18 protein-coding genes are annotated in these 20,705 nt (G+C 45.2%); 10 read left to right on the top strand and 8 right to left on the bottom strand.

What is annotated here, in order from left to right; genetic code table 11:
* Positions 1–172: 172 nt before the first annotated feature.
* Positions 173–739, bottom strand: a complete 567-nt coding sequence (locus JGK22_RS25460) for a hypothetical protein (RefSeq protein WP_293314040.1) — start codon at positions 737–739, stop codon at positions 173–175.
* Positions 740–846: 107 nt separating this feature from the next.
* Between JGK22_RS25460 and JGK22_RS25455 the strand changes: the two genes are divergently transcribed.
* Complete coding sequence (locus JGK22_RS25455; protein ID WP_293219649.1) at positions 847–1,860, top strand: hypothetical protein; 1,014 nt, start codon at positions 847–849, stop codon at positions 1,858–1,860.
* 226 nt (positions 1,861–2,086) lie between these two features.
* Here JGK22_RS25455 and JGK22_RS25450 read toward each other — a convergent pair whose 3' ends face one another.
* Genes JGK22_RS25450 through JGK22_RS25440 form a run of 3 tightly spaced genes read right to left on the bottom strand, consistent with a single transcriptional unit; the run spans position 2,087 to position 3,203 of the window.
* Positions 2,087–2,425 carry a XisI protein gene (locus tag JGK22_RS25450; protein ID WP_293182108.1) on the bottom strand — a complete coding sequence of 113 codons (339 nt, stop codon included), beginning with the start codon at positions 2,423–2,425 and terminating at the stop codon, positions 2,087–2,089.
* Positions 2,413–2,829, bottom strand: a complete 417-nt coding sequence (locus JGK22_RS25445; protein ID WP_293182106.1) for a XisH family protein — start codon at positions 2,827–2,829, stop codon at positions 2,413–2,415. Before JGK22_RS25445 ends, JGK22_RS25450 begins: the two co-directional genes overlap by 13 nt.
* Positions 2,830–2,888: 59 nt before the next feature.
* Positions 2,889–3,203: a hypothetical protein gene (locus tag JGK22_RS25440; protein WP_293219647.1), complete on the bottom strand. Its 315-nt coding sequence runs from the start codon at positions 3,201–3,203 to the stop codon at positions 2,889–2,891.
* Positions 3,204–3,528: 325 nt separating this feature from the next.
* Here JGK22_RS25440 and JGK22_RS25435 point away from each other — a divergent pair, with 325 nt between their 5' ends.
* Together JGK22_RS25435 and JGK22_RS25430 are read left to right on the top strand one after the other, a co-directional pair.
* The gene (locus JGK22_RS25435; RefSeq protein ID WP_293219645.1) at positions 3,529–3,714 is read left to right on the top strand and encodes a hypothetical protein; all 186 of its coding nucleotides are present in this window, start codon (positions 3,529–3,531) and stop codon (positions 3,712–3,714) included.
* A 263-nt stretch (positions 3,715–3,977) separates the two neighbouring features.
* Positions 3,978–4,157 (top strand): hypothetical protein, encoded by a 180-nt coding sequence (locus tag JGK22_RS25430; protein ID WP_293182100.1) that lies wholly within the window; start codon positions 3,978–3,980, stop codon positions 4,155–4,157.
* A gap of 76 nt (positions 4,158–4,233) precedes the next feature.
* Here the strand turns inward: JGK22_RS25430 and JGK22_RS25425 are convergent, their stop codons facing one another.
* Positions 4,234–4,821 carry a Uma2 family endonuclease gene (locus JGK22_RS25425; RefSeq protein ID WP_293182098.1) on the bottom strand — a complete coding sequence of 196 codons (588 nt, stop codon included), beginning with the start codon at positions 4,819–4,821 and terminating at the stop codon, positions 4,234–4,236.
* 261 nt (positions 4,822–5,082) lie between these two features.
* Here JGK22_RS25425 and JGK22_RS25420 point away from each other — a divergent pair, with 261 nt between their 5' ends.
* Entirely contained in the window at positions 5,083–5,847 is a 765-nt protein-coding gene (locus tag JGK22_RS25420; protein WP_293182096.1) for a DUF429 domain-containing protein, read from the top strand.
* 320 nt (positions 5,848–6,167) lie between these two features.
* On the opposite strand, the gene glgP is transcribed toward JGK22_RS25420, so the two are convergent.
* Together glgP and JGK22_RS25410 are read right to left on the bottom strand one after the other, a co-directional pair.
* On the bottom strand, positions 6,168–8,726 hold the full coding sequence (gene glgP, locus JGK22_RS25415) for an alpha-glucan family phosphorylase (RefSeq protein WP_293314048.1): 2,559 nt from the start codon (positions 8,724–8,726) through the stop codon (positions 6,168–6,170).
* Positions 8,727–9,035: 309 nt separating this feature from the next.
* Entirely contained in the window at positions 9,036–12,377 is a 3,342-nt protein-coding gene (locus JGK22_RS25410; protein WP_293232641.1) for an EAL domain-containing protein, read from the bottom strand.
* A 342-nt stretch (positions 12,378–12,719) separates the two neighbouring features.
* On the opposite strand from JGK22_RS25410, the gene JGK22_RS25405 reads away from it, so the two are divergent.
* Both JGK22_RS25405 and JGK22_RS25400 read left to right on the top strand, forming a co-directional pair.
* Positions 12,720–13,298 carry a hypothetical protein gene (locus JGK22_RS25405; protein WP_293186728.1) on the top strand — a complete coding sequence of 193 codons (579 nt, stop codon included), beginning with the start codon at positions 12,720–12,722 and terminating at the stop codon, positions 13,296–13,298.
* 322 nt (positions 13,299–13,620) lie between these two features.
* Positions 13,621–14,646, top strand: a complete 1,026-nt coding sequence (locus JGK22_RS25400; RefSeq protein WP_293186729.1) for a M20/M25/M40 family metallo-hydrolase — start codon at positions 13,621–13,623, stop codon at positions 14,644–14,646.
* On the opposite strand, the gene JGK22_RS25395 is transcribed toward JGK22_RS25400, so the two are convergent.
* On the bottom strand, positions 14,601–14,903 hold the full coding sequence (locus JGK22_RS25395) for a hypothetical protein (protein ID WP_293314038.1): 303 nt from the start codon (positions 14,901–14,903) through the stop codon (positions 14,601–14,603). The genes JGK22_RS25400 and JGK22_RS25395 overlap by 46 nt on opposite strands.
* Between JGK22_RS25395 and JGK22_RS25390 the strand changes: the two genes are divergently transcribed.
* From JGK22_RS25390 to JGK22_RS25375, 4 genes are all read left to right on the top strand, one after another.
* Positions 14,893–16,737, top strand: coding sequence for an ABC-ATPase domain-containing protein (locus JGK22_RS25390; RefSeq protein ID WP_293186731.1), 1,845 nt, complete (start codon positions 14,893–14,895; stop codon positions 16,735–16,737). The two genes, JGK22_RS25395 and JGK22_RS25390, sit on opposite strands and share 11 nt — an antisense overlap.
* A 328-nt stretch (positions 16,738–17,065) precedes the next feature.
* Positions 17,066–19,426 carry an FHA domain-containing protein gene (locus tag JGK22_RS25385; RefSeq protein WP_293314036.1) on the top strand — a complete coding sequence of 787 codons (2,361 nt, stop codon included), beginning with the start codon at positions 17,066–17,068 and terminating at the stop codon, positions 19,424–19,426.
* A gap of 229 nt (positions 19,427–19,655) precedes the next feature.
* Complete coding sequence (locus JGK22_RS25380; RefSeq protein WP_293186733.1) at positions 19,656–20,147, top strand: SRPBCC family protein; 492 nt, start codon at positions 19,656–19,658, stop codon at positions 20,145–20,147.
* Positions 20,144–20,593: an EVE domain-containing protein gene (locus JGK22_RS25375; protein WP_293186734.1), complete on the top strand. Its 450-nt coding sequence runs from the start codon at positions 20,144–20,146 to the stop codon at positions 20,591–20,593. Before JGK22_RS25380 ends, JGK22_RS25375 begins: the two co-directional genes overlap by 4 nt.
* Positions 20,594–20,705: the final 112 nt, after the last annotated feature.

Here is a 20,705-nt window from a genome sequence, read left to right as displayed (position 1 = left end):
CCCAAATTTTGAGCTTCGCGAAACCCAACTCTCTAAATCGAACAAGTTGGGTTTCGCGAAGCTCAAGCTAAAACTGGACGCACTCCTACCGAAAGAAACCGGGTTTTTATCGAATCTGCGGGCTACAACGAAATATTTTCGTAAAAAACCCGGTTTCTGACCCCCGACGGACTCAATAAGGAGTCGCTACAATTTCGATCGTCTTTTTCTGCACATTAAATCGCATTTCATCAACGAAAAATCGCTTGTTTTTTCGTATGTACTGCAATTGCGCCCGATCAACGACAGGCGAACTCAATTTCACCACAGCTTGACCTTTAATAGCATCTTTCATCTCAAAAGCACTCATGGGAATGCCATTCCATATGGCTTTGGCTTGAGGCAAAATCCCATGCCGATAACGAGGCCCCCGATTACTCCTAGGCGGGGGCGTACTTTGGGGAAACATGATTTTCTCAATTTGGTTCAAGGGGAGAGATCGCTGTTCCCCGGATGCCTGTATCCATAATTTTTGCCCTTTCTGATCAATTTTTACAACTCGACCATCTCTTTTTTCACCTCCTTTCATCACAATTTGCGCTTGCGTCCGTAAAGTTACTGGTACGGCCTGGCTAACGTTAGCTTGTGCTTGTATGGATAGCAAATTCTGTGGTTGGCTGGCGGCATTGACTTGTGCTGCCATACCCGCTGTTACTGTAAAAAATCCTACAACTAGAAATGAAAGTGTGTTGCGTTTCATAATCTCCCTAAACCCCCTTCAATGGTAAGCGTTAACTCCGCTACCGTTATAAAATTGTATTTCACCTCTCTAGAAGGTGATTCAGTACATTTTTTGAAGGTGATTCTGTGACCGCTTTTCCCCAACCGACTCCCCAACCGACTCCTCCACCGACTCCTCCACCGACTCCCCAACCGGCTCCTCCACCGAATCCCCAACCGACTACCCCGAATCCCCAACCGACTACCCCGAATCCCCAACCGACTACCCCGAATCCAGAACCGAATATTTTAGGTAACTTTGCCAGTATTGTTGGCTTGCTTGGTACAGCTTTGTTTTTCACAGGCTGGATTTATCGCTGGTCTTATTTTTACTACTTTCAGCTAGAGGTAATGACCCTTGATTTACCAGTAGAATCGTTTTTCATAGTACCGATTCAGGTTTTTTTAGCTGACCCCTGGACGATACTCAAAAGTTTACTCGCACTTCTGCTAACAGCTCTAGCAATTTACCACACTTTGTGGGTATTTGATATTGTAAATAGAAAAATTTCTGCTATAGTCAATTGGACAATTATAAGGTTTTCTTCGTCGGCTCGTGTAACAAGAATTTCGTGGTTTTATCACCCACTGATGTCTTGGCAGCAATTTAATATCAATCGATTTAACTCGATTAAATTGGTACGATCGCTGGTTAACGAAATTATTATCGTTAGTTTGGTATTAGTAATGTTGTTTTGGTCTGCTCGCTACCAAGGTATTGCCGATGCCCGAGGCGATGCGGGGGAAAATTCATCTTTACCCGCCGTTGCTTTAATCGCTAAGCAAGACAACATTGCTTTAGGCAGAAAACTCGACGATCCAACACTCCGATTAGCCCCCAAAGGATTTAAGGCGATCGGCGATGCAGGTCTATTTGCAGATTTGAGCAAAAGAGATTATACTGATATCAATAATCCCAAAGAACCTAGAGTTTGGCGGTTGCTTTTGGAGAGAGGAAACTGGATTTATCTGTTTCCGGCTTTAACAACAGAACAGCAAAAAGACCCTAAAGCACGCCCGCCAGTGATGGCAATTCAACAAAGTCAATCCGGCGATCAATTGTTAATTATAAGTCCCGAACCTTCTAAACCGTCTAAATAAAGTCGGGGCTGGTTGATTGGATGCCAAAATAGTCTCGATGCTAATGGTTAGACAGTTAAATTAACTTTTAGAGTGTGTCAGACATTGATTAAGACAGTCCGTTGGAAAAACGAGGTGAAAAATAGACGCTGCGATTGCCGCGCGTGGACGTTCGCAATGACAAAAAAGCATTAAGTAAACCGTATTGCGATTTCAACAGGTTTTTCTGGGGAACCTTACGCATTTTCTAAGCAACTCCATAGCCAGTATATGGACGCTTGTACGGTGGATGCAACCCTAAAATAATATCCTCTTTGGGTACTCCCATCTCAACTAATTCTTGTCCTAAATCGGCTTCTGTCATATTGCGTTGAATCCAGATTTTACCATCCTTGATATCTAAGTGAATGAAACAGTTATAAATCCGCTTGTATCCCTCCCAGCCAACGTCTAAAATTTGGTAATGATCTTGTTCTGTATCGAACACCAACTGACATTCAACATCCAATTCTGAATTTGGATCGACTGTGGCATGAGTGGTTAGCAACTGGCGGATAAATTGGCGGTACTCCTCTATTCTTTCCATTCAATGATTACCTCCTGAACTGGTTCGTAGACGATTAACTTCACTTGATACTGTCTGACGGCTTCCTGAGTGAATCTTTCTTGAAAAAAGGATTCAAATATATCGAGAGGAATTGCCAGATACAGAGTTCTATCTGGTTCGTTCATTTGCAATCCTAAGCGGTAGTTCAAAAACTGTCCCAACGCTGAATGAAAGTCTGTCACCGCTGATGGATTCAAAAAACTTTTGATTTCAACTGCAATCTTTTGTCCAGCTTTTTCAGCGGCAAAGACTTTTTCTGCTGCTAAATCAATCTCAAACTTCACCTTATCTATCTTGAGGATCAGCGGATCTGCCGTAATTACCCACTGCTCCTTCAAGAGAGCTTGTTTAACAGCATCATGAAATCGGTCTTTGGCAGCCATCGTTTTTTACAGTATCTAGGTATTATGATAGCCGATCGCTCTTCAACTGTATTTATTGATTAAGCCCGATCGCACATCACAACTTCAAACACACCCCCCGGAATAAACCGACACAAAGCCCTCCGCCGATCGTCCGCATCTTGGCGGTTGACAAAACGCGCAATTGTGTAATGCTGAGCATTCGGTAAAATTCGGACGATCGCCCAATAATTGCGATCGCCACCCACAATCGGAGAATCGGCTTTTCTGAGAGTGTTGAGGTAGCGGGCGATGGCTACGCCCCGGCTTGCGCCTACGCGCTTCCGTTCAGATTCGCCCCGACGCGCAGAATCAGAAACACCGCACAGCTTTCGAGCTCTGGCTGAGTCATACACGCGCGATCGGCCTCGAAATCCTCATCCTAGTAGCTGCGGATGCGCGACAGCAGTTGCGTCACGCTAAAGTCATCCAAAGCTTGTTGATAGCCGCGAGTATATTCACTCTCGTCGCTTTCAGGTCGTACCATAGAGATTGCCTCCTTGTTTATTAGGGGCCATAAGCCAGCGACGAACTTTCCTAGGGATGACGCTGGCTTTTGACTTGTTGAGATTATAGCATGGATATAGCACATATAAATGCTTTAAATGAGCTATATTCGACAAAGTGGTCTAGATACAGCACAATTGCGATCGGTTTAAACTAAAAAATAGTGAATATCTTATGACCAAACGCTTAGCGACCTATTTAGCCGATGGAATCTATGACATCCTTGAAGAGTGGGCAAGTCAAGAACGCCGTTCAATCAGCAGCTTAGCAGCCTTCGTTTTAGAACAAGCTGCTAGAGAACGTCAAAAGGAAATGAAACAACAGCCCCCGCCATCGGATGAGAAGCAGGAGAAGAGTTAAGTTGAGTTTGGGCGATCGATCGCTCTCTCAAACAAACTGAGGACTGAAGTTTTTTATTGCTGATTCATGCGCGATCGGGCGCATAGTGCTGTGCAAAAGCAGCATAATGCTGCATATTCGACAGAATCGTCTAAAATACTCTACGGTATGAAAGGCTAAATATGCCAGTCATAGAAACCAGTATCGACAAAGCTTGGGGATTTTTAACTTATTTTTTTCATACCCTGATTAAGCAACGCCAATAAAAAAATACTGAATTTCTAATGGCTAAACGTGTATCAACCTCAATAGCAGAAGGAATTTACGACCTACTCCAAGAGTGGGCAGATGAAGAACGGCGCTCAATCAGCGGCTTATCAGCATTCCTTTTAGAACAAGCTGTGAGAGAACGTCAAAAACAAAAACAGCCCCCGCCATCCGATGAAAAGCCGGAGAAAAATTAAGTGCAGTTTGTGCGATCGCCCGAATTCAGCAGATCGATGGCTGAAGTCCTTGCTGCAAAACGATTGTGCAACAAGTCTATTCTGCTGCGACTTCAAAATTTATGCGATCGTAAATATCCGTCAAGCTAATTTGGAACTCAACCGAGTCCATTGCTAATACAGAATCTTCTGACTCATACTCAGTAAATAGCCATTTATCATCAGCAGTCTTAGTCAATTGTTCGACATGATATTTGTATTGGTCAATTAAAATATATTCCCGAAGTTCAGGAATCGATCGATAATAAAGAAACTTCTCCCCTCTGTCATAATCTTTAGTAGATTTCGACAAAACCTCAACAATTAGCAAGGGATTTGTCACAGTCGTGGTGTTAGTTCCCTGATAAACCGGTTCACCCTGAATCACCATCACATCTGGATAAGTGTACAGACGATAACGCGGTATCCACAACCGCATATCATTGATAAAAATCTCGTAATTTTGCCCGCTTACAGTCAAGGGAAATATGCGGCAAAAATTCAGCGCAATTTTATTGTGATTAGCTGTTCCACCAGTCATCGGTAATATTTCTCCATCTAGATATTCGCTTTTGTATTCCGCAGCTTCGTCTAAAGCTAAATATTCCTCTGGAGTATAGTAGCGTTTTTCTGTTTCTGCCAACATACTATATTTCTCCTATCCAATTTTATATCTATCATTGTATCATATTTTTGATGGTGCAATTATCTCTCGCACACAAGCATCTGTAGGAAAGCGGCACTGCCGTATCCTAATCCGCAGCTAGATTTTTATGTATAATTATCACGGCTGACACATGGGGGTAAGAAACCCGGTTTCTACGAGATTTTGCGGACAGGAACGAGAAATATACGAGGAAACCGGGTTTCTAATCTCAGCGCGCGTCCAGGACTAATTTAAACAAGTATGAAATTTATCGGCATAGACTTAGGTTGGAGTTCAGGAGCAAGCGGTTTGTGCTGTTTGAATTGGGAAAACAATCGATTGCAATTCATCGAGTGCGATCGCCAACAATCACTCAACGACATCCTCACCTGGATCGATCGCCAAATCTCCCCAACCGAACCAGCCATCATCGCCGTAGACGCACCCACAATCATCGCCAATCCAACGGGAATGCGCGACGCTGACAAACTCACCCACAAACACTTCGGGCGCTACCACGCAGGCTGCTATCCCGCCAATCTTTCTCGCCCCTTCGCCCAAAAAACAGTCGAATTTGGCCTTTGTTTAGAAGCCCGAGGATTTGTCCACTCACCAACTATTGAAGCTAAGAAACTAGGCAGATATCAAATAGAAGTCTTTCCCCATCCAGCCACAATCAACTTATTTAAATTAGATAGAATCATCAAATACAAAAAAGGAAAACTGGCAGAGCGTCAATTAGAATTGATGAAACTCTGCCAGTATATTATCGATATTTTACCGAGCCTTGAACCAAGTCTCAATCTGTCTTGTGGCACAGACATCTTGCCTGTGAACTGTGGCATAGGCATCTTGCCTGTGAGCGATATCCCCACCAGTATCGCTACCCTTAAAGCCTTAGAAGACCAGCTAGATGCCTTGCTATGTGCTTATATCGGCGCTCACTGGTGGTACTGGGGAATCGAGCGGAATTTGGTTTTGGGCGATCGCGCAACCGGCTACATAGTCATTCCCCAACTTCAATAAGAATAGGGAGCATCTCATTTTTGTAAAAAGCATTTTTTCTTATAGTGCGAGCTTAAGAGCTCGCGTATCGTATAATACGCGAGCTCTTAAGCTCGCACTATTAAATGCAAAACAGAGATGCTCCCTGCGGACTAAAGTCCTCACTACGAACCTGAGGGAGTATCTCAGTTTTGCAAGAAGCATTTTTTATGGTAGTGCGAGCTGTCGCGAACTCGCGACAGCTCGCACTGTAAATGCAAAACTGAGATGCTCCCGAAAAATAGCACAATCGCGCATTGACCATCACAAATGTCAACTGTCAACTGTCAACTGTCAACTGTTTAATGTGCCCAGAGAATCACACCAACTTCATAAGGACTGCTGAGATTATCGTGCTTCGGCAAAACCCGCAGCGACAAACCTTGCAAACCGCTAGAAGTATAAGTAATGTCAGCCGTATAAAGGCTAGCATTGTGAGGATCTTCTCCCAAATACTCCATTACCATTGGCACGCCACCAACAATCTCGCCGTTAGCATCAACCGAACCTTGATAAAGTTCGACTTGTACGTCCGCAGGTGTCAATCCCATCAGATTGATTCGAGATTTAACAGCGATCGACTGATTGACCTTAACTTCCTTATCCTGGGAAATATCAACAGCCTCAATCTTAATGTCGTGCCACTTCCCGAGAAGGTGCTTCTTCCACTGAGACAACTCCTTAGCCGGAGCGCACCCGTCGTTCGTCATGGTGTAGAAGCGATCGCTCACGGGGAAATAAGCCCGCCGCGCGTAATCCTTCACCATCCGAGCCGTATTGAAGAAAGGACAGTTCAAAGCAATAGAATCCTTCATTTTCGCCGTCCAACCGCGGGGAATACCATCAGCATCCCGGTTGTAAAACAGCGGTACAACTTCCTTTTCCATCAAGTCGTACAAAGCATTCGCCTCGACTTCATCCTGATACTTAGTATCTTCGTAAAACTCGCCATGTCCGATCGGCCAACCAGTGCGAACATAATCCGCCTCATCCCACCAACCGTCAAGAATGCTGAGGTTTGGCAAACCATTCATCGAAGCTTTCATCCCGGAAGTACCAGAAGCCTCACGGGGACGGCGCGGCGTATTCAGCCACACATCGCAACCGGACACCATCATCCGAGCCACGTTAATGTCGTAATTCGGCAGAAACACCATCGAACTGATAGTTTCGTGCTCGCGGATGAAATGAACGATATCCCGAATCAATTCCTTACCCGGAATATCCATCGGGTGAGCTTTCCCAGCAATCACAAACTGCACGGGGCGGTTTTTGTCACGCATGATCCGCATAATGCGATCGACATCACGCAAAAACAGTGTCGCCCGTTTGTAAGTAGCAAAACGGCGCGCAAACCCGATCGTCAGCACCTTCGGATCGAGAGCTTCCCGAGCGTGTTCAATTTCCGTTTGAGCCGCCCCGCGCTCGCGCAGAGTCTTTTGCAGCCACTCCCGCGCAAACACCACCAACTCCGATCGACAGCGTTCGTGATTGCGCCACAGTTCCTCATCAGGAATCGAAGTTATCTTATCCCACAGGCGATCGTCCGTGGGAGTCATTTCCCAATCCGGGCCAAGATAGCGATCGTACAACTCCTGAGTAGACTTCGCCACACAACTGCGAGCGTGAACCCCGTTGGTAATCGAAGTAATCGGCACCTCTTCCTCAGGCAAACCCGGCCACAACCCTTGGAACATCGGGCGCGACACGACACCGTGCAAAGCCGCCACCCCGTTGACAAAACTCGACATTTTAATTGCCAAAATTGCCATATTCAGAGGCCCGGACAAATCTTTAGTATTCTCCCGGCCCAATCCCAGGAACTCATCTTGCGACAAGCCAAACATCTTGGGATACTGACCCAGATAGTGCATCACCATATCCGGCTCGAACAAGTCAAACCCAGCAGGCACAGGCGTGTGAGTCGTAAACATACTGCTCGAAATCACCACCTGTTCCGCTTCCAAGAAACTCAGGTGATGTTCCTCCATCAGCATCCGTATGCGTTCCAAAGCCATGAAAGCCGCGTGGCCTTCATTCATGTGATAAGCCGTAACTGTCAAGCCCAAAGCCTTGAGCATTTTCACTCCGCCGATGCCCAACATGATTTCTTGGTGCATCCGCAGAGTTTTGTCACCGCCGTACAGTTGGTCGGTAATATCTTGGTCGTAGCGGCTGTTAGGTTCAATATTTGTATCCATTAGGTACAGGGGCACCGTGCCCACCTGTACCCGCCAAATCCGGGCGTATACCTTGCGGCCGGGATAGTCCACCTCAATCCGCAATTCCGAACCATCGGGATTGCGTTCTAGGTGCAGCGGCATATTGTAGAAATCGTTCAGCGGATAGCGTTCTTGCTGCCAGCCATCGGCGTTGAGATATTGCGAAAAATAGCCTTCTTGATACAGCAAGCCTACGCCAGCCAAGGGCAAGCCCAAGTCGCTAGCAGATTTGAGGTGGTCGCCCGCGAGCACGCCCAAACCGCCGGAATAGATGGGTAGGGCTTTAACTAAGCCGAATTCCATCGAAAAGTAAGCGTAGCATTCCTGGCGATCGGTGCCGCGCTGTTTGCGGTACCAGGCCCGATTTTTGAGATAATCGTCTAGCTGCTGGGCTGCTCGGTTCATTTGAGCAATGAAGCCTTCATCTTCTGCCATTTCTTGCAGTCGCTCTTGAGAAATGGTTCCGAGCATCAGCACCGGGTTTTGATTGCTGGAATCCCAGAGATCTCGATCGAGCCGGCGGAAAAGGTCTTTGGTATCAACGTTCCAGTCCCAGTGCAAGTTGTAGGCAAGCTTGCGTAGGGGTTCGAGAATTGCCGGCAGAGACGGGGAAACGTTAAATGTGCGAATTGGCTGCATAGACAAAGCGTTTATGTTGGGGTAGCGATATTTTCGTCTGTCTTTTGGCACAAGTCCGTTATTCTGCACACTATTTTAAGTTTTAAGTCGTGCGGGCGATCGATCGCAAGGTCGATCGCCCACCTCCAACGACACAGCAGTAGGGTTTCCCTACAAGTGGTGAGAGCAAATGCCGATCGCCCTTTACTCTCACATTCAAGGTACGTAGTTGCGCTTCAGCGCTCTTTCTTGATATATAGGAAAAGAGCGCTGAAGCGCAACTACGTACCTAAAGCAGCGTCAGCACCCGATCGAATGACCAATGACCAATTAAGCAATTTTCACTTTCCTCAACAGACAATTTACCAAAAGTTTGCTCGCATCCCCAGCCGAGAGCGCCTTGCTAAAATAATGACCCTGAATTTCGTGACAGTGGAGCGATCGCAAACAATCCAACTGCTCTTTAGTTTCTACTCCCTCAGCCACCACGCTCAAGTTCAAATCTCGCCCCAGAGTTGCTACAGCATTTGCGATCGCCCGTTCGCACGGATCAGTCGTCAGTTCGCTGACAAAAGATTTGTCTATTTTCAAGATATTCAACGGAAACTTTTTGAGATAATTTAGAGAACAATAACCCGTACCGAAATCGTCCAGCGCAATCTGCACTCCCATAGCCTGCAACTCCCTCAAAACTTTTGTGGTATAATCCACATCTTGCATAGCTGTAGTCTCGGTGATTTCTAACTCCAAATACTTCGGTGCTAAACCAGTTCTTTCCAAACAATTCGCCACCATTTGCACTAAATTAAATTGCTGAAACTGCCGCGCCGAAAAGTTGACCGCTACCCGCAAATCTGGTTGCAAAGCATCCTGCCAAGCTTTATTTTGAGTGCAGGCAGTTTGCAGCACCCATTCGCCAATAGGGACAATTAATCCGTTCTCTTCGGCGATCGGAATAAATGTCGCCGGAGAAACTAAACCTAATTCTGGATGTTTCCAGCGCAGCAGGGCTTCCATACCCTGGATTTTCCAAGTAGTGATGTTGACTTTTGGCTGGTAAAAAATCTCAAATTCTCCCTGTTCTAGAGCCTCGTGCAACCTGTTTTCTATATTTAGCAACTGGCTGCCTTCGGGATTAAGTGTTGCAGTGTATAATTGATAATTATTTCTTCCCCTTTCCTTAGCGCGGTACAAAGCGGCATCGGCATTTTTGACTAAAGTTTCGGCATCTTCACCGTCGTTGGGATAAAGGGCAATGCCGATGCTGCTACTGATGTGAAACGCCTGTTGTTCTAGTTTAAATGCTGGTTTTAAATTGTCGAGTATTCTTTGAGCTGTTTTAATCGCATCTTCTAAGCAATTGATTTCGGGAAGCAGTACAGTAAATTCATCGCCTCCCCAGCGGGCTACCGTATCCGTCGATCGCAAAGTGTCGCTGATGCGTCCGGCAAAACCCTCTAACAGGCGATCGCCCGCAGCGTGACCTAGCGTATCATTAATCTTTTTGAACCTGTCCAAGTCTAAAAACATCACAGCGAGCATTTTTTCATTTTTTTTAGCTTGTTTTAATGAAGCCAACAGGCGATCGTTAAACAGTATCCGGTTCGGTAAACCTGTGAGTTGGTCATAAACAGCTTGATAGCGAATAATTTCTTCAGCTTGCCTGCGCTGAGTGATATCCATCATAGTGCCAATCGCCCGCACTGCTTCACCGCTAGCATTCCGGATAATGTAACCGCGATCGAGCACAAAAACATATCCCCCATCTGCGCGGCGAAAGCTGTATTCCTCCGACCAACATTGAGCGTCTGAGTTCATTGTTTCGTTGAAGCTAGACTTCACTCTTTCCCGTTCTTCGGCATGAACATTCAGCCACCATGATTCTAAATCTATCGTCTGAGTTTCGTTGAGTTTGTATCCAAAAACTTTTTCAAACTCTTCGCTCAACCAATACTCATTTCTTGACACATTAAAATCCCAAACTGCATCATTTGTTGCCCGCGTCAGCAGGTGAAAGCGTTCTTCACTTTTGCGGAGTTTTTCTTCAGATTGCCAGCGTTCCGTTACATCCCGAAAGCTGAACACTCGACCAGTAATTTTGCCTCCAGTATGCTGCGGTAGCGAGTAGCGTTCGACAATTCTGCCATCTTGAAACTCGATGACATCGAAACTTTCTGCTGCGGGGATATCGGACAATTCTTTAGCACGGTTGAGAAAGATTTCCGGGTATCTTAACTGGCTGATTCCGAACCCCAAAATTTGGTTGCTATCTCTCGAATCTAGCAGAAAATCTGGCAACTGCCACATTTGAGCAAACTTGCGGTTAAAGCTGACAACTTTTCCGCTACCATCCACCGCCAGAATTCCGTCAGCAGTAGATTCAATGGTTGCTTGAAGCAAAGAAAGAGATGTTTCTAGTTCTAACTCTGCTAATTTGCGATGGCTAATGTCAAAAGCAGTGACTAATATTGACGCTTTTCTCTCAAATTTGATAATATCAACAGTGGCTTCAATCCAGCGAGTTTCTCCAGTTTTCGTGATAATTCTCACTTCATATTTTGAGCCTGCACTGTCTCGCGGCTGGCGGGATTTACCCCATTGTTTAACTGTCGATCGAAAATCTGGATGAATAAAATCGTATAAATCCAATCCTAGCAATTCTTCGCGAGTATATCCAGTTAAAGCTTCTGTCTGAGAATTGACATAGCGCAACTGTCGGCGCTGATAGATAAATGCAGCAGCATTAACAGTTTCTACCAGTTGCCGAAACTTTTTTTCACTGCGCCGCAAATCTCTTTCAGCCCGCTTGCTATCGGTAATATCTTGTGCTACATACAACTTGCCGCTCACTTCACCTTTGCCGTCGCGAATAGTTGAAATTGAAAGCAGTACAATTATTTTTTTACCCTGTTTGGAAAGGTAGACTTTTTCGACGTTGCGGACAGAACCTTGGGCTGTTAATGTTGCTGATTCTAATCCGGCTGCCGGTGATTCAGTTTGTTTGAAAAGTCCAGCTATTTGTTTGCCTAACAACTCTTTTTTAGAGTATCCTAAAAGTTGACAGGTAGCTTGGTTAGACGACAGGATATGACCGCCGGGAGTTGTAGCAACGATCGAGACGCTCATTTCCTCGCAAATATCGAGGGCGTATTCCGCAGTTTGCTGCAAATCTTGGGTCATTTTGGCAATAGTATCCCCGATATCTTGTTCTTTTTTTTGACGCAACACTTTTTTTGCTTCTGGTAGCTTTTCTTTCTCTGTTTCAGAGTGAGATTTCCCGCTCGTCTTAGATAAGATAGTTGCTGTGTTCGTCCTGATTAATAACGAGATTACTATAGAAATAAAAGCCAAAAAAGAACAGATTGTTTCCCGACCAAAACTACGTTTATTTTCGGAATTTTGCGGAGAATGTATAAAGTTGTCGCTTGGTAAATGTACAGCTTCTCTTTGGGATAAATTATCTACAAATAAGTCGGCGGTTGCCGAAGTAGTGGGGCGAGATGACGCTCCCAAAGAGCTAAGTTTCTCAGGCTCCAGCAAAATTGCTTCCACACTGCGATTGTCGGTTATATCCCCTATACTTGCCGACAATTTTATTGAATTAATGCTACATTCCACACCAAAAATAGCAGCAGTCAAAGATACCAAAATCAATTGATACGTAATTTTCATTTGCTCCAGTTCCTGATTTTAAAAAGATGTCTTCCTGTCTCAAGAAATCTAAATACTTTGAGCATATGTTGAGGAATTACAGAAAGAATAGCACCTAAATTTATGTTGCTTTAGTAAATTGAAGAGTTCAAAAATAAGAATTTATCTTTGTAACTAATTATAATTTTAATCTTAATTTAAGATCTGTCATCGGCCATTGTGCCACAAACTATCCGCCATTATGCCTAGACATCGGCTGGGATCGCGCTAAAATTAGAAAATTCCCGCTCATAGGCGGCGGAGATTTGTTAGAAAAATAAACAATTAGCTTAAGATCGATGCAGAGATCCACGAATTGAACCAATGAGTCAGACGATCCCAGAACTCCAAACAGAAGTCCGCGCGCTGCAAGCAGAAGTTGCCACTCTGCAAGAGACGCGGGAAAAACTTTGCCTACAGCGCTCAGAGTGCCGAGTGACAGTCAGTTTTCCCAAGAATAATACTCCTGAGGCCCTTGCCGAGTTCCACCAGCAAAATGCTGCTTTTGGGGAGCAGTGGTTGCAGCAAATCCAGGAAATTGACCGAGAGACTAAAATTATTGAAAAGCAACTGGAAGCAAAACAGGCTTTACTCAATTACAAACAAGGTGAACTAGATAAATTGCTGGCGGGAGAGCACTGGAAAGAAGTAGAAAACCACGTTCAAACCGGGGAAAAGCGCTTGCAAGCACAAGCTCGCAAAATTAATCAAGCAGCAGCGCAGCTAGAGGCAGAAATCCAAGCTTTAAAAGCACTGTACGACCAACTAAATCCCAGTTACTCGGAGTGGTTTCAACAACCAACTCAAATTGTTGAGTTTTCCGCAAAAACTATTCCTTATGCTGTGGGTAGCAGCAGCGGGTTGATATTGGGAAATAAGGAGATAGAGTGGGAGAAAAAGTAGTTTTGAGTTGTGAGTTACGAATGTAAATTAGTATTTGAGTTCGTCGTGAATTTTCTGAAGCAAGTAACAGGAATTACGCAACGGCTACATTGAAACAGGTACGTAGTTGCGATGAAAGCGCTCTTTCATATATAAAAGAAAAGAGCGCTGAAGCGCAACTACGTACCTAAGAGCTAGTTATACAATACGATCTTTGAGGATAGCGCTACTAGAAAAAATGTTAAGAACTTTGAGTTTCATTTTTGGAAACAGGGTTATTTTAAAGGATGGTGTCAAGTAAAATCACAAACATAATAGCCTAAAATATAAAATAGACTTACTGATGAAACAATTGATTTCGATAGCGCTATTTATTCTGGTTGCGGTGGCAGTTGTGGGTTGGGGCTCTGACTCGTTGCAGCCGAAAACGGCTGTACCGGAAGTTTCGATCGATCGCACTATCCACACTTTCCAAAGCCAGTCTCCTGCTGAAAAAAATGCAGTCAGTCAGCCGCAAGTTGACTCGTCCCGGTTGTGGAAACACGTCGAAACTTTAGCAGGGGAACGCGAGGGAGAACGAGCTCGCTCTTTTACGAGAGACTACATTTCCCAACAACTGAAAACCTTCGGTTTTTCACCAAAATTGCAGGAGTTCGATCGCGGAATCAACGTTTTCGCCGAGAGAAAAGGTACTGACTCAAACGCTGGTGCAATTTTAATTGCAGCACACTACGATACTGTACCACAATCTCCTGGGGCTGACGACAATGCAACAGGAGTTGCGGCAGTTTTAGAAGTAGCAAGATTGCTGGGTTCTCGTCCTACGCCTCGGACATTGCAAGTGGCATTTTTTGACCGGGAAGAAATCGGACTTTTAGGTAGTTTAGCATTCGCGGGTAGCCCGGCGCGGTTAAAAAATTTGCAGGGTGCGATCGTCCTGGATATGATCGGTTATGCCTGCCGCACGGCTGGATGTCAGCGATATCCCGAAGGATTGAAACCGCAACCTTTTCTAGATGCAGCGGGGGTGACTTCTCCCGATAAGGGCGAGTTTATTGCTGTGATTGGGGATGCGGAACATCCGCTGCTGTTGGGTACTTTTGCGGAGTCGCCACAAGCTGATTTACCACCGGTGATGACGTTGCCGGTTCCTCTGAAAGGGCTGCTGACTCCCGATGTTTTGCGTAGTGACCACGCGCCTTTCTGGTATAAAGGAGTTGGTGCTGTGTTGGTGACGGATACTGCAAATTTGCGATCGCCCCACTACCACCAGTCTACCGATACACTCGCAAATATCGATCGACCTTTTTTCATCGGTTCTGCTCAAATTGTGGTTAATGCTACTGCTAAATTATTGGAAATTCGGTAATGGGTAATGGGTAATGGGTAATGGGTAATGGGTAATTGGTAATTGGTAATTGGTAATTGGTAATTGGTAATGGGTAATGGGTAATTGGTAATGGGTAATGGGTAATTGGTAATTGGTAATGGGTAATTGGTAATTGGTAATTGGTAATGGGTAATTGGTAATTGGTAATTATGTAAGGTGTTCTTTCCTTCTTCCTTCTTCCCTCTTCCTTCTTCCTTCTTCCTTCTTCCTTCTTCCTTACAAGAAATGACTAACAAAGACAATCTGCGACAGCATTTACTGCAACTAGACAATCGAAGCTACAAAGCGTACAAAGACATTCAAGGTAGATATGATTTTTCAGAATTCACATTAATAATTGATTATGTCCAGGGAGATCCCTTTGCATCTCCCAGTAAATTTAGAGTCAAAGTTCCGCCAAACATTGCTCGAATTCCCCGCGAACTTTTCCAATCTCGCAGTCGAGAAATAGCCCTGCGAGATTACCTAACTCGCCAGTTTGACAAAGCAGCATATAGCATCAGCAGCAAGCGCGGCAGCGGTAAAAGCGGTACGATCGCAGTGACTCGCTTCAGACAAGAAGTTTTAGAACGAACTTCGGCATTTATCCTAGACTCAACTGCATCAGATCTGGGAGATTTAGGGGGGGTTGAAATCCGATTTTCCGTCGGACTTCCGGCGGGCGGGCGCAGTATTTTAGGGCGACAAGCTGCTGAAATGCTGTGCGAAGATATCCCGCGAATTGTCAGCCAAGCTCTGAAATATTCTAGCTTAAATGCTGCGGAATGTCGCCTTCATGTTGAAACGGTAGAAGATGCTGATTGGCTGCGGCAGCAGTTAGCTGAAAACGGATTAGTTGCGTTTGTTGCTGACGGTTCTATTTTACCCCGCCGCAGCGGTGTTGACAACCGTCCTCTGTTAAATGATGCTGTGGCTTTTGTGTCGCCGTCGTCGTTAAAGGTTGAGTTTAATTGTCCGAATCGCGGTTTGATTTCCGGTATGGGAATTCCCGCTGGGATTAGTTTGATTGTGGGCGGTGGCTATCACGGCAAATCAACTTTACTCAGGGCGATTGAGTTGGGAGTTTATAACCGAATTCCGGGTGATGGTAGGGAATTTGTGGTGACAAGTCCGGCGGCGGTGAAAATTCGGGCGGAAGATGGCAGAAGTGTGGCGTCGGTGGATATTTCTCCTTTTATCAATCATTTGCCGCAAGGTAGAGATACTGTACAATTTTCTACTGCAAATGCGAGCGGCAGTACGTCGCAAGCTGCTAATATTATTGAGGCTTTGGAAGTTGGGAGAAGGAAGAAGGAAGAAGGAAGAAGGAAGAAGGAAGAGGGAAGAAGGAAGAGGGAAGAATCTCAATCTTTTGCGACAGGGATGCAAGCCGCCTCTTGTGAAGGGGATTTAGTACCTGTTTTGTTGGTGGATGAGGATACGGCGGCGACTAATTTTATGATTCGCGATCGCAGAATGCAGGCCCTGATTGCTAAGGATAAGGAACCGATTACGCCGTTTATCGATAAAGTGAAACAGTTGTACGCAGATTATGGCGTATCGACGATTTTAGTCATGGGCGGAAGCGGCGATTATTTTGATGTGGCGGATACTGTGATTTCCATGGATAATTTTGCAGCATATAATGTGACGGAAAAAGCTAAAGAAATAGCAAGTATTTACTCGACCAGTCGCGCTGCTGAAGGGGGAGAAAGTTTTGGTGATATTACTCACAGAGTCCCGGTTCCTGCTAGTTTAGATCCGAGTCGGGGACGGCGAGATGTGCGGGTGAAGGTGCGGGATGTGGATGAATTGGCTTTCGGAACTGAGGAGATTGATTTGGGCGCTGTCGAGCAAATTGTGGACAGGGGACAGTTGCGGGCGATCGCCTCGGCAATGATTTATGCAAAGGGTCACTACATAGACGGGAAGCGCACTTTGTCGGAAATTATCGATTTGGTGATGGCAGATATTGACGCGCAGGGGATGGATATTTTATCCTCTTTTCCTGAGGGAGATTTTGCTATGTTTCGCCGCTTTGAATTGGCGGCGGCTATTAATCGGCTGCGAAGTTTGTCGGTTGTCAGTTGACAGTTGTCAGTTGTCAGTTGTGTGCATTTGAGTTTGCCAAATACGTGTGTAGGGGCGAAGCATGACCGCAGAAAATATGAGATTATCACTAATAACTTATATGCGGTCATGCTTCGCCCTCTTCAAAACCCAGATGCGCCCTGTCAGTTGACGGTTGACAAAATGAAGAGGAAAGAATGAATAGGGAATAGGGAATAAGTAATATAGATGTAACGCGCGCGGAAGACGATAGTATAGACATTTTGCATTAGTTCGCAAATAAATAAGTGGATTGTTGCCTTACTTTTGATATGCTGACAAAAGTGAATGCAAAAAAGGCGATTTAAATATGATAGGTAATATAGGACAACCGACTGCTGTCAGCGATCGCCCTTATTTAGTATTAACGAGTCAAGATCAAAGCATACAGTTAGAGTTAAAACAGCCGCAGCACGTACTGGGGCGCGATCGCACTCGTGCTGATTTGGTTGTTCCCGAACCCTGGCGGGCAGTTTCCGGGGTTCACGCTGTGTTGCGCCAAATTGGCCAAAATTACTGGATTTACGACGGTGACGGCCAGCAGCCGAGCACTAATGGCTTATTTGTCGATCGCACTCGCATCACTCCCAACGACGGTTATTGTCTCAAAAACGGTACAGAAATTAAAATCGGTCTCGATCCCAAAAATCAAGTTTTGGTGACTTATTTTAATCCCCTGGCGAGTCAAATCTTTCCCCCCAGCAAACAGTCAATTCCCCTCAGCAATCGATCGGTTTTGTTGGGCCGCGATCCAAATGCTTCGCTACAATTAGATGCGCCACTGGTTTCGAGGCGACACGCGACAATTGACGCTGACAGTCGCGGCAATTATATTTTACGCGATCACAGTGTTAATGGCGTTTTTGTCAACGGCCAGCGCATCACGAATTCTGTACAGTTGGCCGAGGGAGATGCGATTCGGATCGGCCCGTTTACTCTAACTTACCGCAATCATACGTTAGAGGTGCAAGACCGAGGCAGTCAAATTCGCCTGGATGCTGACAGTCTGGTGATTCCCAAGCGCTTGGATCGTATCACTTTGGCGATCGAACCTGGGCAGTTTGTGGCTTTAGTCGGCGGTAGCGGCGCGGGTAAATCTACTTTAATGCGGACGCTTTTAGGCATCGAGAAAACTACTCAAGGCGCTGTGTTTCTCAACGGCGACAACCTGCGCCAAAACTTCAATATTTATCGCAATCAAATTGGTTACGTGCCTCAAGATGATATTATTCACGCAGATTTGACAGTAGAAGAAGTGTTGAGTTATGCCGCTAAATTACGCTTACCTCCCGATACAGATGTTAAGGAAGTAGTCACAAAAACTTTAGAAGATATTGAAATGACTCACCGCCGTACTGCTTTTGTAAAACAGCTTAGTGGCGGACAGCGCAAACGGGTTAGCATCGGAGTTGAACTGTTAGCAGATCCGAAACTTTTCTTTTTGGACGAACCGACTTCTGGGCTCGATCCGGGTTTGGACAAGAAGATGATGCAACTGTTGCGAAAGTTGGCAAGTCAAGGCCGGACGGTGATTCTGGTGACTCACGCGACGGCAAATATCACGATGTGCGATCGCATTGTGTTTATGGGCCGCGGCGGACGGCTTTGTTACTTCGGCCCGCCCATGGAAGCCCTGGATTTTTTCGATGTCAAAACAGGGGATTTTGCCGACATTTACAACGAATTAGAAACAGGAGAAACTAACGTTCAAAGCTGGGCGGAAAAGTTCCAGAAATCTCCCTACTATCAGCGCTATATTGTTAACCACTTCAGCACCGGCAACGCTAGTGGAAAAACGCCCGCTGCACCTCCCAAGCCCAAATCTCTATCTTTTATCAAACAACTTGTTTTGCTATCTCAGCGCTATTTTCAACTAATTTCCCGCGACTTAGTTAACTTAAGTTTAGCTCTTTTGACTGCGCCGATCGGGATTAGTTTGCTGCGGCTTGCCGTCAGGGATAAAGACCCGTTAATTGGCGCGCCGGAGCCAACTTTAGCACCTTTAGCAATGCGAGTTTTGTTTGTGTTTACCTGCGCGGCTATTTGGGTAGGATTGGCAACTTCCCTGCAAGAAATTGTCAAGGAATCTGCTATTTATTTGCGCGAACGTTTGGTTAATTTAGGATTATTTGCTTATTTGGGTTCCAAGGTTTTCATACTTTCCGGGTTAGCAGTATTGCAAACGCTGTTGATGGTAGGAGTGATTCTGATTGCTTTCAAATCCCCCGAACCGAGTTTGATTTCCTGGCTGGTGGGAGCAGCTATTACCACTTTTCTAACTTTAATGAGCTGCATCAGTCTCGGATTGCTGGTTTCGGCTATCGTCAAAAATGGCTCTCAAGCTAACAGTGCTTTACCTCTAATATTGCTACCTCAGATTATTTTCTCGGGAGTTTTGTTTAGGATGGAAGGTGTGGCGAGCAAGTTTTCTTGGTTGATGTTAAGTCGTTGGTCTGTGGGCGCTTACGGCTCTTTAGTTAATGTAAATTCCCTGGTTCCCGCGTCTACGACTTTGCCGGACGGGAGTACACTTCCTCAGCCGTTTGAGCCTACTCCTGTTTACGATCCGACGTGGCACAATCTGAGTTTAAATTGGGGGATTTTGTGCGTGCATATTTTCGTATATTTGATGTTGACTCTGTGGTTGCAGAAACGGAAAGATATTTTATAGCAGTTGACAGTTGACAGTTAAAAAGTTAATAACGTAGGGTGCGTCACCATGAATCATCTGCTCGAAAAAGTGAAAAATCTCACAGCGACGCACCTTTCACAGTTGACAGTTGACACTTGACAGTTTAAACCAAGAAGGGCTAAAGCCCAACAACGTCCGCGAATCTTTGTGAGAACCGCTATACAATTAGAAATCTGCACTTAGTTAATGCCAAAAATTTGAGGATTAAATGTTAGTTAAAACCAACGCCTTAGTAGAAATTCCTGCATCACCGGAAGTAGTCTTTGATTTTGTGGCATCACTATCGAATGTGCCAAAATCATTTCGCGGATTTGGTTTAATTCCAGCAATTATTAAAGCTGAAATGGCTGATGGTGGAGAAATGCGTGAAGGCGGTGTGCGTCAGATAAAACATTACGATGGATCGGTGATTGATGAAGAAATAATTACTTTCAAAAAGCCAGAAAGACAAACTTACCGATTGGTTAGAGGGTTTAAGTTTCCGATTTCTCTACTGATTGAGTCTGGTGGCGGAGATTGGAAGTTTACTACTACAGAAAAGGGGACTCGGATTGATTGGGAGTTTTACTTTATGCTGACTTCTCCGGTATTTTATCCGGTTGGGTTGTTGTTGGTTCAGGTTTTTATGCAAAAAGCTATGCAGCAGTGTTTAGACAATATTCAACAATCTTTGGCTAACCAAAGCGAAGGGATTGTATGAATTATTGGCTGATGAAGTCGGAACCGGATGTTTATAGTATTGCGGACTTGCGGCGTGACAAATTTTCGATTTGGGATGGCGTTCGTAACTATCAAGCGCGCAATTTTATGCGGCAAATGAGTTTGGGTGATTTAGTATTTTTTTACCATTCTAATACTAAAATTCCGGGCATTGTTGGGTTGGCGCGCGTGGTTGAAACTGGGATTGCTGACCCGACTCAGTTTGATGTGAATAGCGAGTATTATGATGCTAAATCGCAGCTTGATGCGCCTCGGTGGCAGACTGTGAAAGTTGAGTTTGTTGAAGAGTTTACTAAGTTAATATCTTTGGATGAACTGAAAGCAAAGTTTACTGCTGATGAGATTTTGGTGGTGAGGAAAGGTAATCGCTTGTCGGTGATGCCGGTGTCTGAAAGTGCGGCGCAGAAGATTTTTAAGGTGAGGTAGGAGAAAGGTGTTGATATTTGTCACAGGCAAGATGCCTGTGCCACAAAAAATCTTGTGGGGTGGGCTTCTAGCCCGTCACAGGCAAGATGCCTGTGCCACAAAAAATCTTGTG

Origin of the sequence: Microcoleus sp. PH2017_08_TRC_O_A, assembly GCF_020738665.1 — a bacterium.
Taxonomy (GTDB): Bacteria; Cyanobacteriota; Cyanobacteriia; order Cyanobacteriales; family Microcoleaceae; genus Microcoleus.
The sequence above is the reverse complement of the archived record's forward strand: the minus strand, read 5'-3'. Positions and strand labels throughout refer to the sequence as shown.

Bases quoted from the DNA above. Each gene is read 5' to 3' on its own strand.
- JGK22_RS25460 (WP_293314040.1), bottom strand. From the start codon at position 739: ATGAAACGCAACACACTTTCATTTCTAGTTGTAGGATTTTTTACAGTA.
- JGK22_RS25450 (WP_293182108.1), bottom strand. From the start codon at position 2,425: ATGGAAAGAATAGAGGAGTACCGCCAATTTATCCGCCAGTTGCTAACC.
- JGK22_RS25445 (WP_293182106.1), bottom strand. From the start codon at position 2,829: ATGGCTGCCAAAGACCGATTTCATGATGCTGTTAAACAAGCTCTCTTG.
- JGK22_RS25435 (WP_293219645.1), top strand. From the start codon at position 3,529: ATGACCAAACGCTTAGCGACCTATTTAGCCGATGGAATCTATGACATC.
- JGK22_RS25430 (WP_293182100.1), top strand. From the start codon at position 3,978: ATGGCTAAACGTGTATCAACCTCAATAGCAGAAGGAATTTACGACCTA.
- JGK22_RS25425 (WP_293182098.1), bottom strand. From the start codon at position 4,821: ATGTTGGCAGAAACAGAAAAACGCTACTATACTCCAGAGGAATATTTA.
- JGK22_RS25420 (WP_293182096.1), top strand. From the start codon at position 5,083: ATGAAATTTATCGGCATAGACTTAGGTTGGAGTTCAGGAGCAAGCGGT.
- glgP (WP_293314048.1), bottom strand. From the start codon at position 8,726: ATGCAGCCAATTCGCACATTTAACGTTTCCCCGTCTCTGCCGGCAATT.
- JGK22_RS25410 (WP_293232641.1), bottom strand. From the start codon at position 12,377: ATGAAAATTACGTATCAATTGATTTTGGTATCTTTGACTGCTGCTATT.
- JGK22_RS25405 (WP_293186728.1), top strand. From the start codon at position 12,720: ATGAGTCAGACGATCCCAGAACTCCAAACAGAAGTCCGCGCGCTGCAA.
- JGK22_RS25400 (WP_293186729.1), top strand. From the start codon at position 13,621: ATGAAACAATTGATTTCGATAGCGCTATTTATTCTGGTTGCGGTGGCA.
- JGK22_RS25390 (WP_293186731.1), top strand. From the start codon at position 14,893: ATGACTAACAAAGACAATCTGCGACAGCATTTACTGCAACTAGACAAT.
- JGK22_RS25385 (WP_293314036.1), top strand. From the start codon at position 17,066: ATGATAGGTAATATAGGACAACCGACTGCTGTCAGCGATCGCCCTTAT.
- JGK22_RS25380 (WP_293186733.1), top strand. From the start codon at position 19,656: ATGTTAGTTAAAACCAACGCCTTAGTAGAAATTCCTGCATCACCGGAA.
- JGK22_RS25375 (WP_293186734.1), top strand. From the start codon at position 20,144: ATGAATTATTGGCTGATGAAGTCGGAACCGGATGTTTATAGTATTGCG.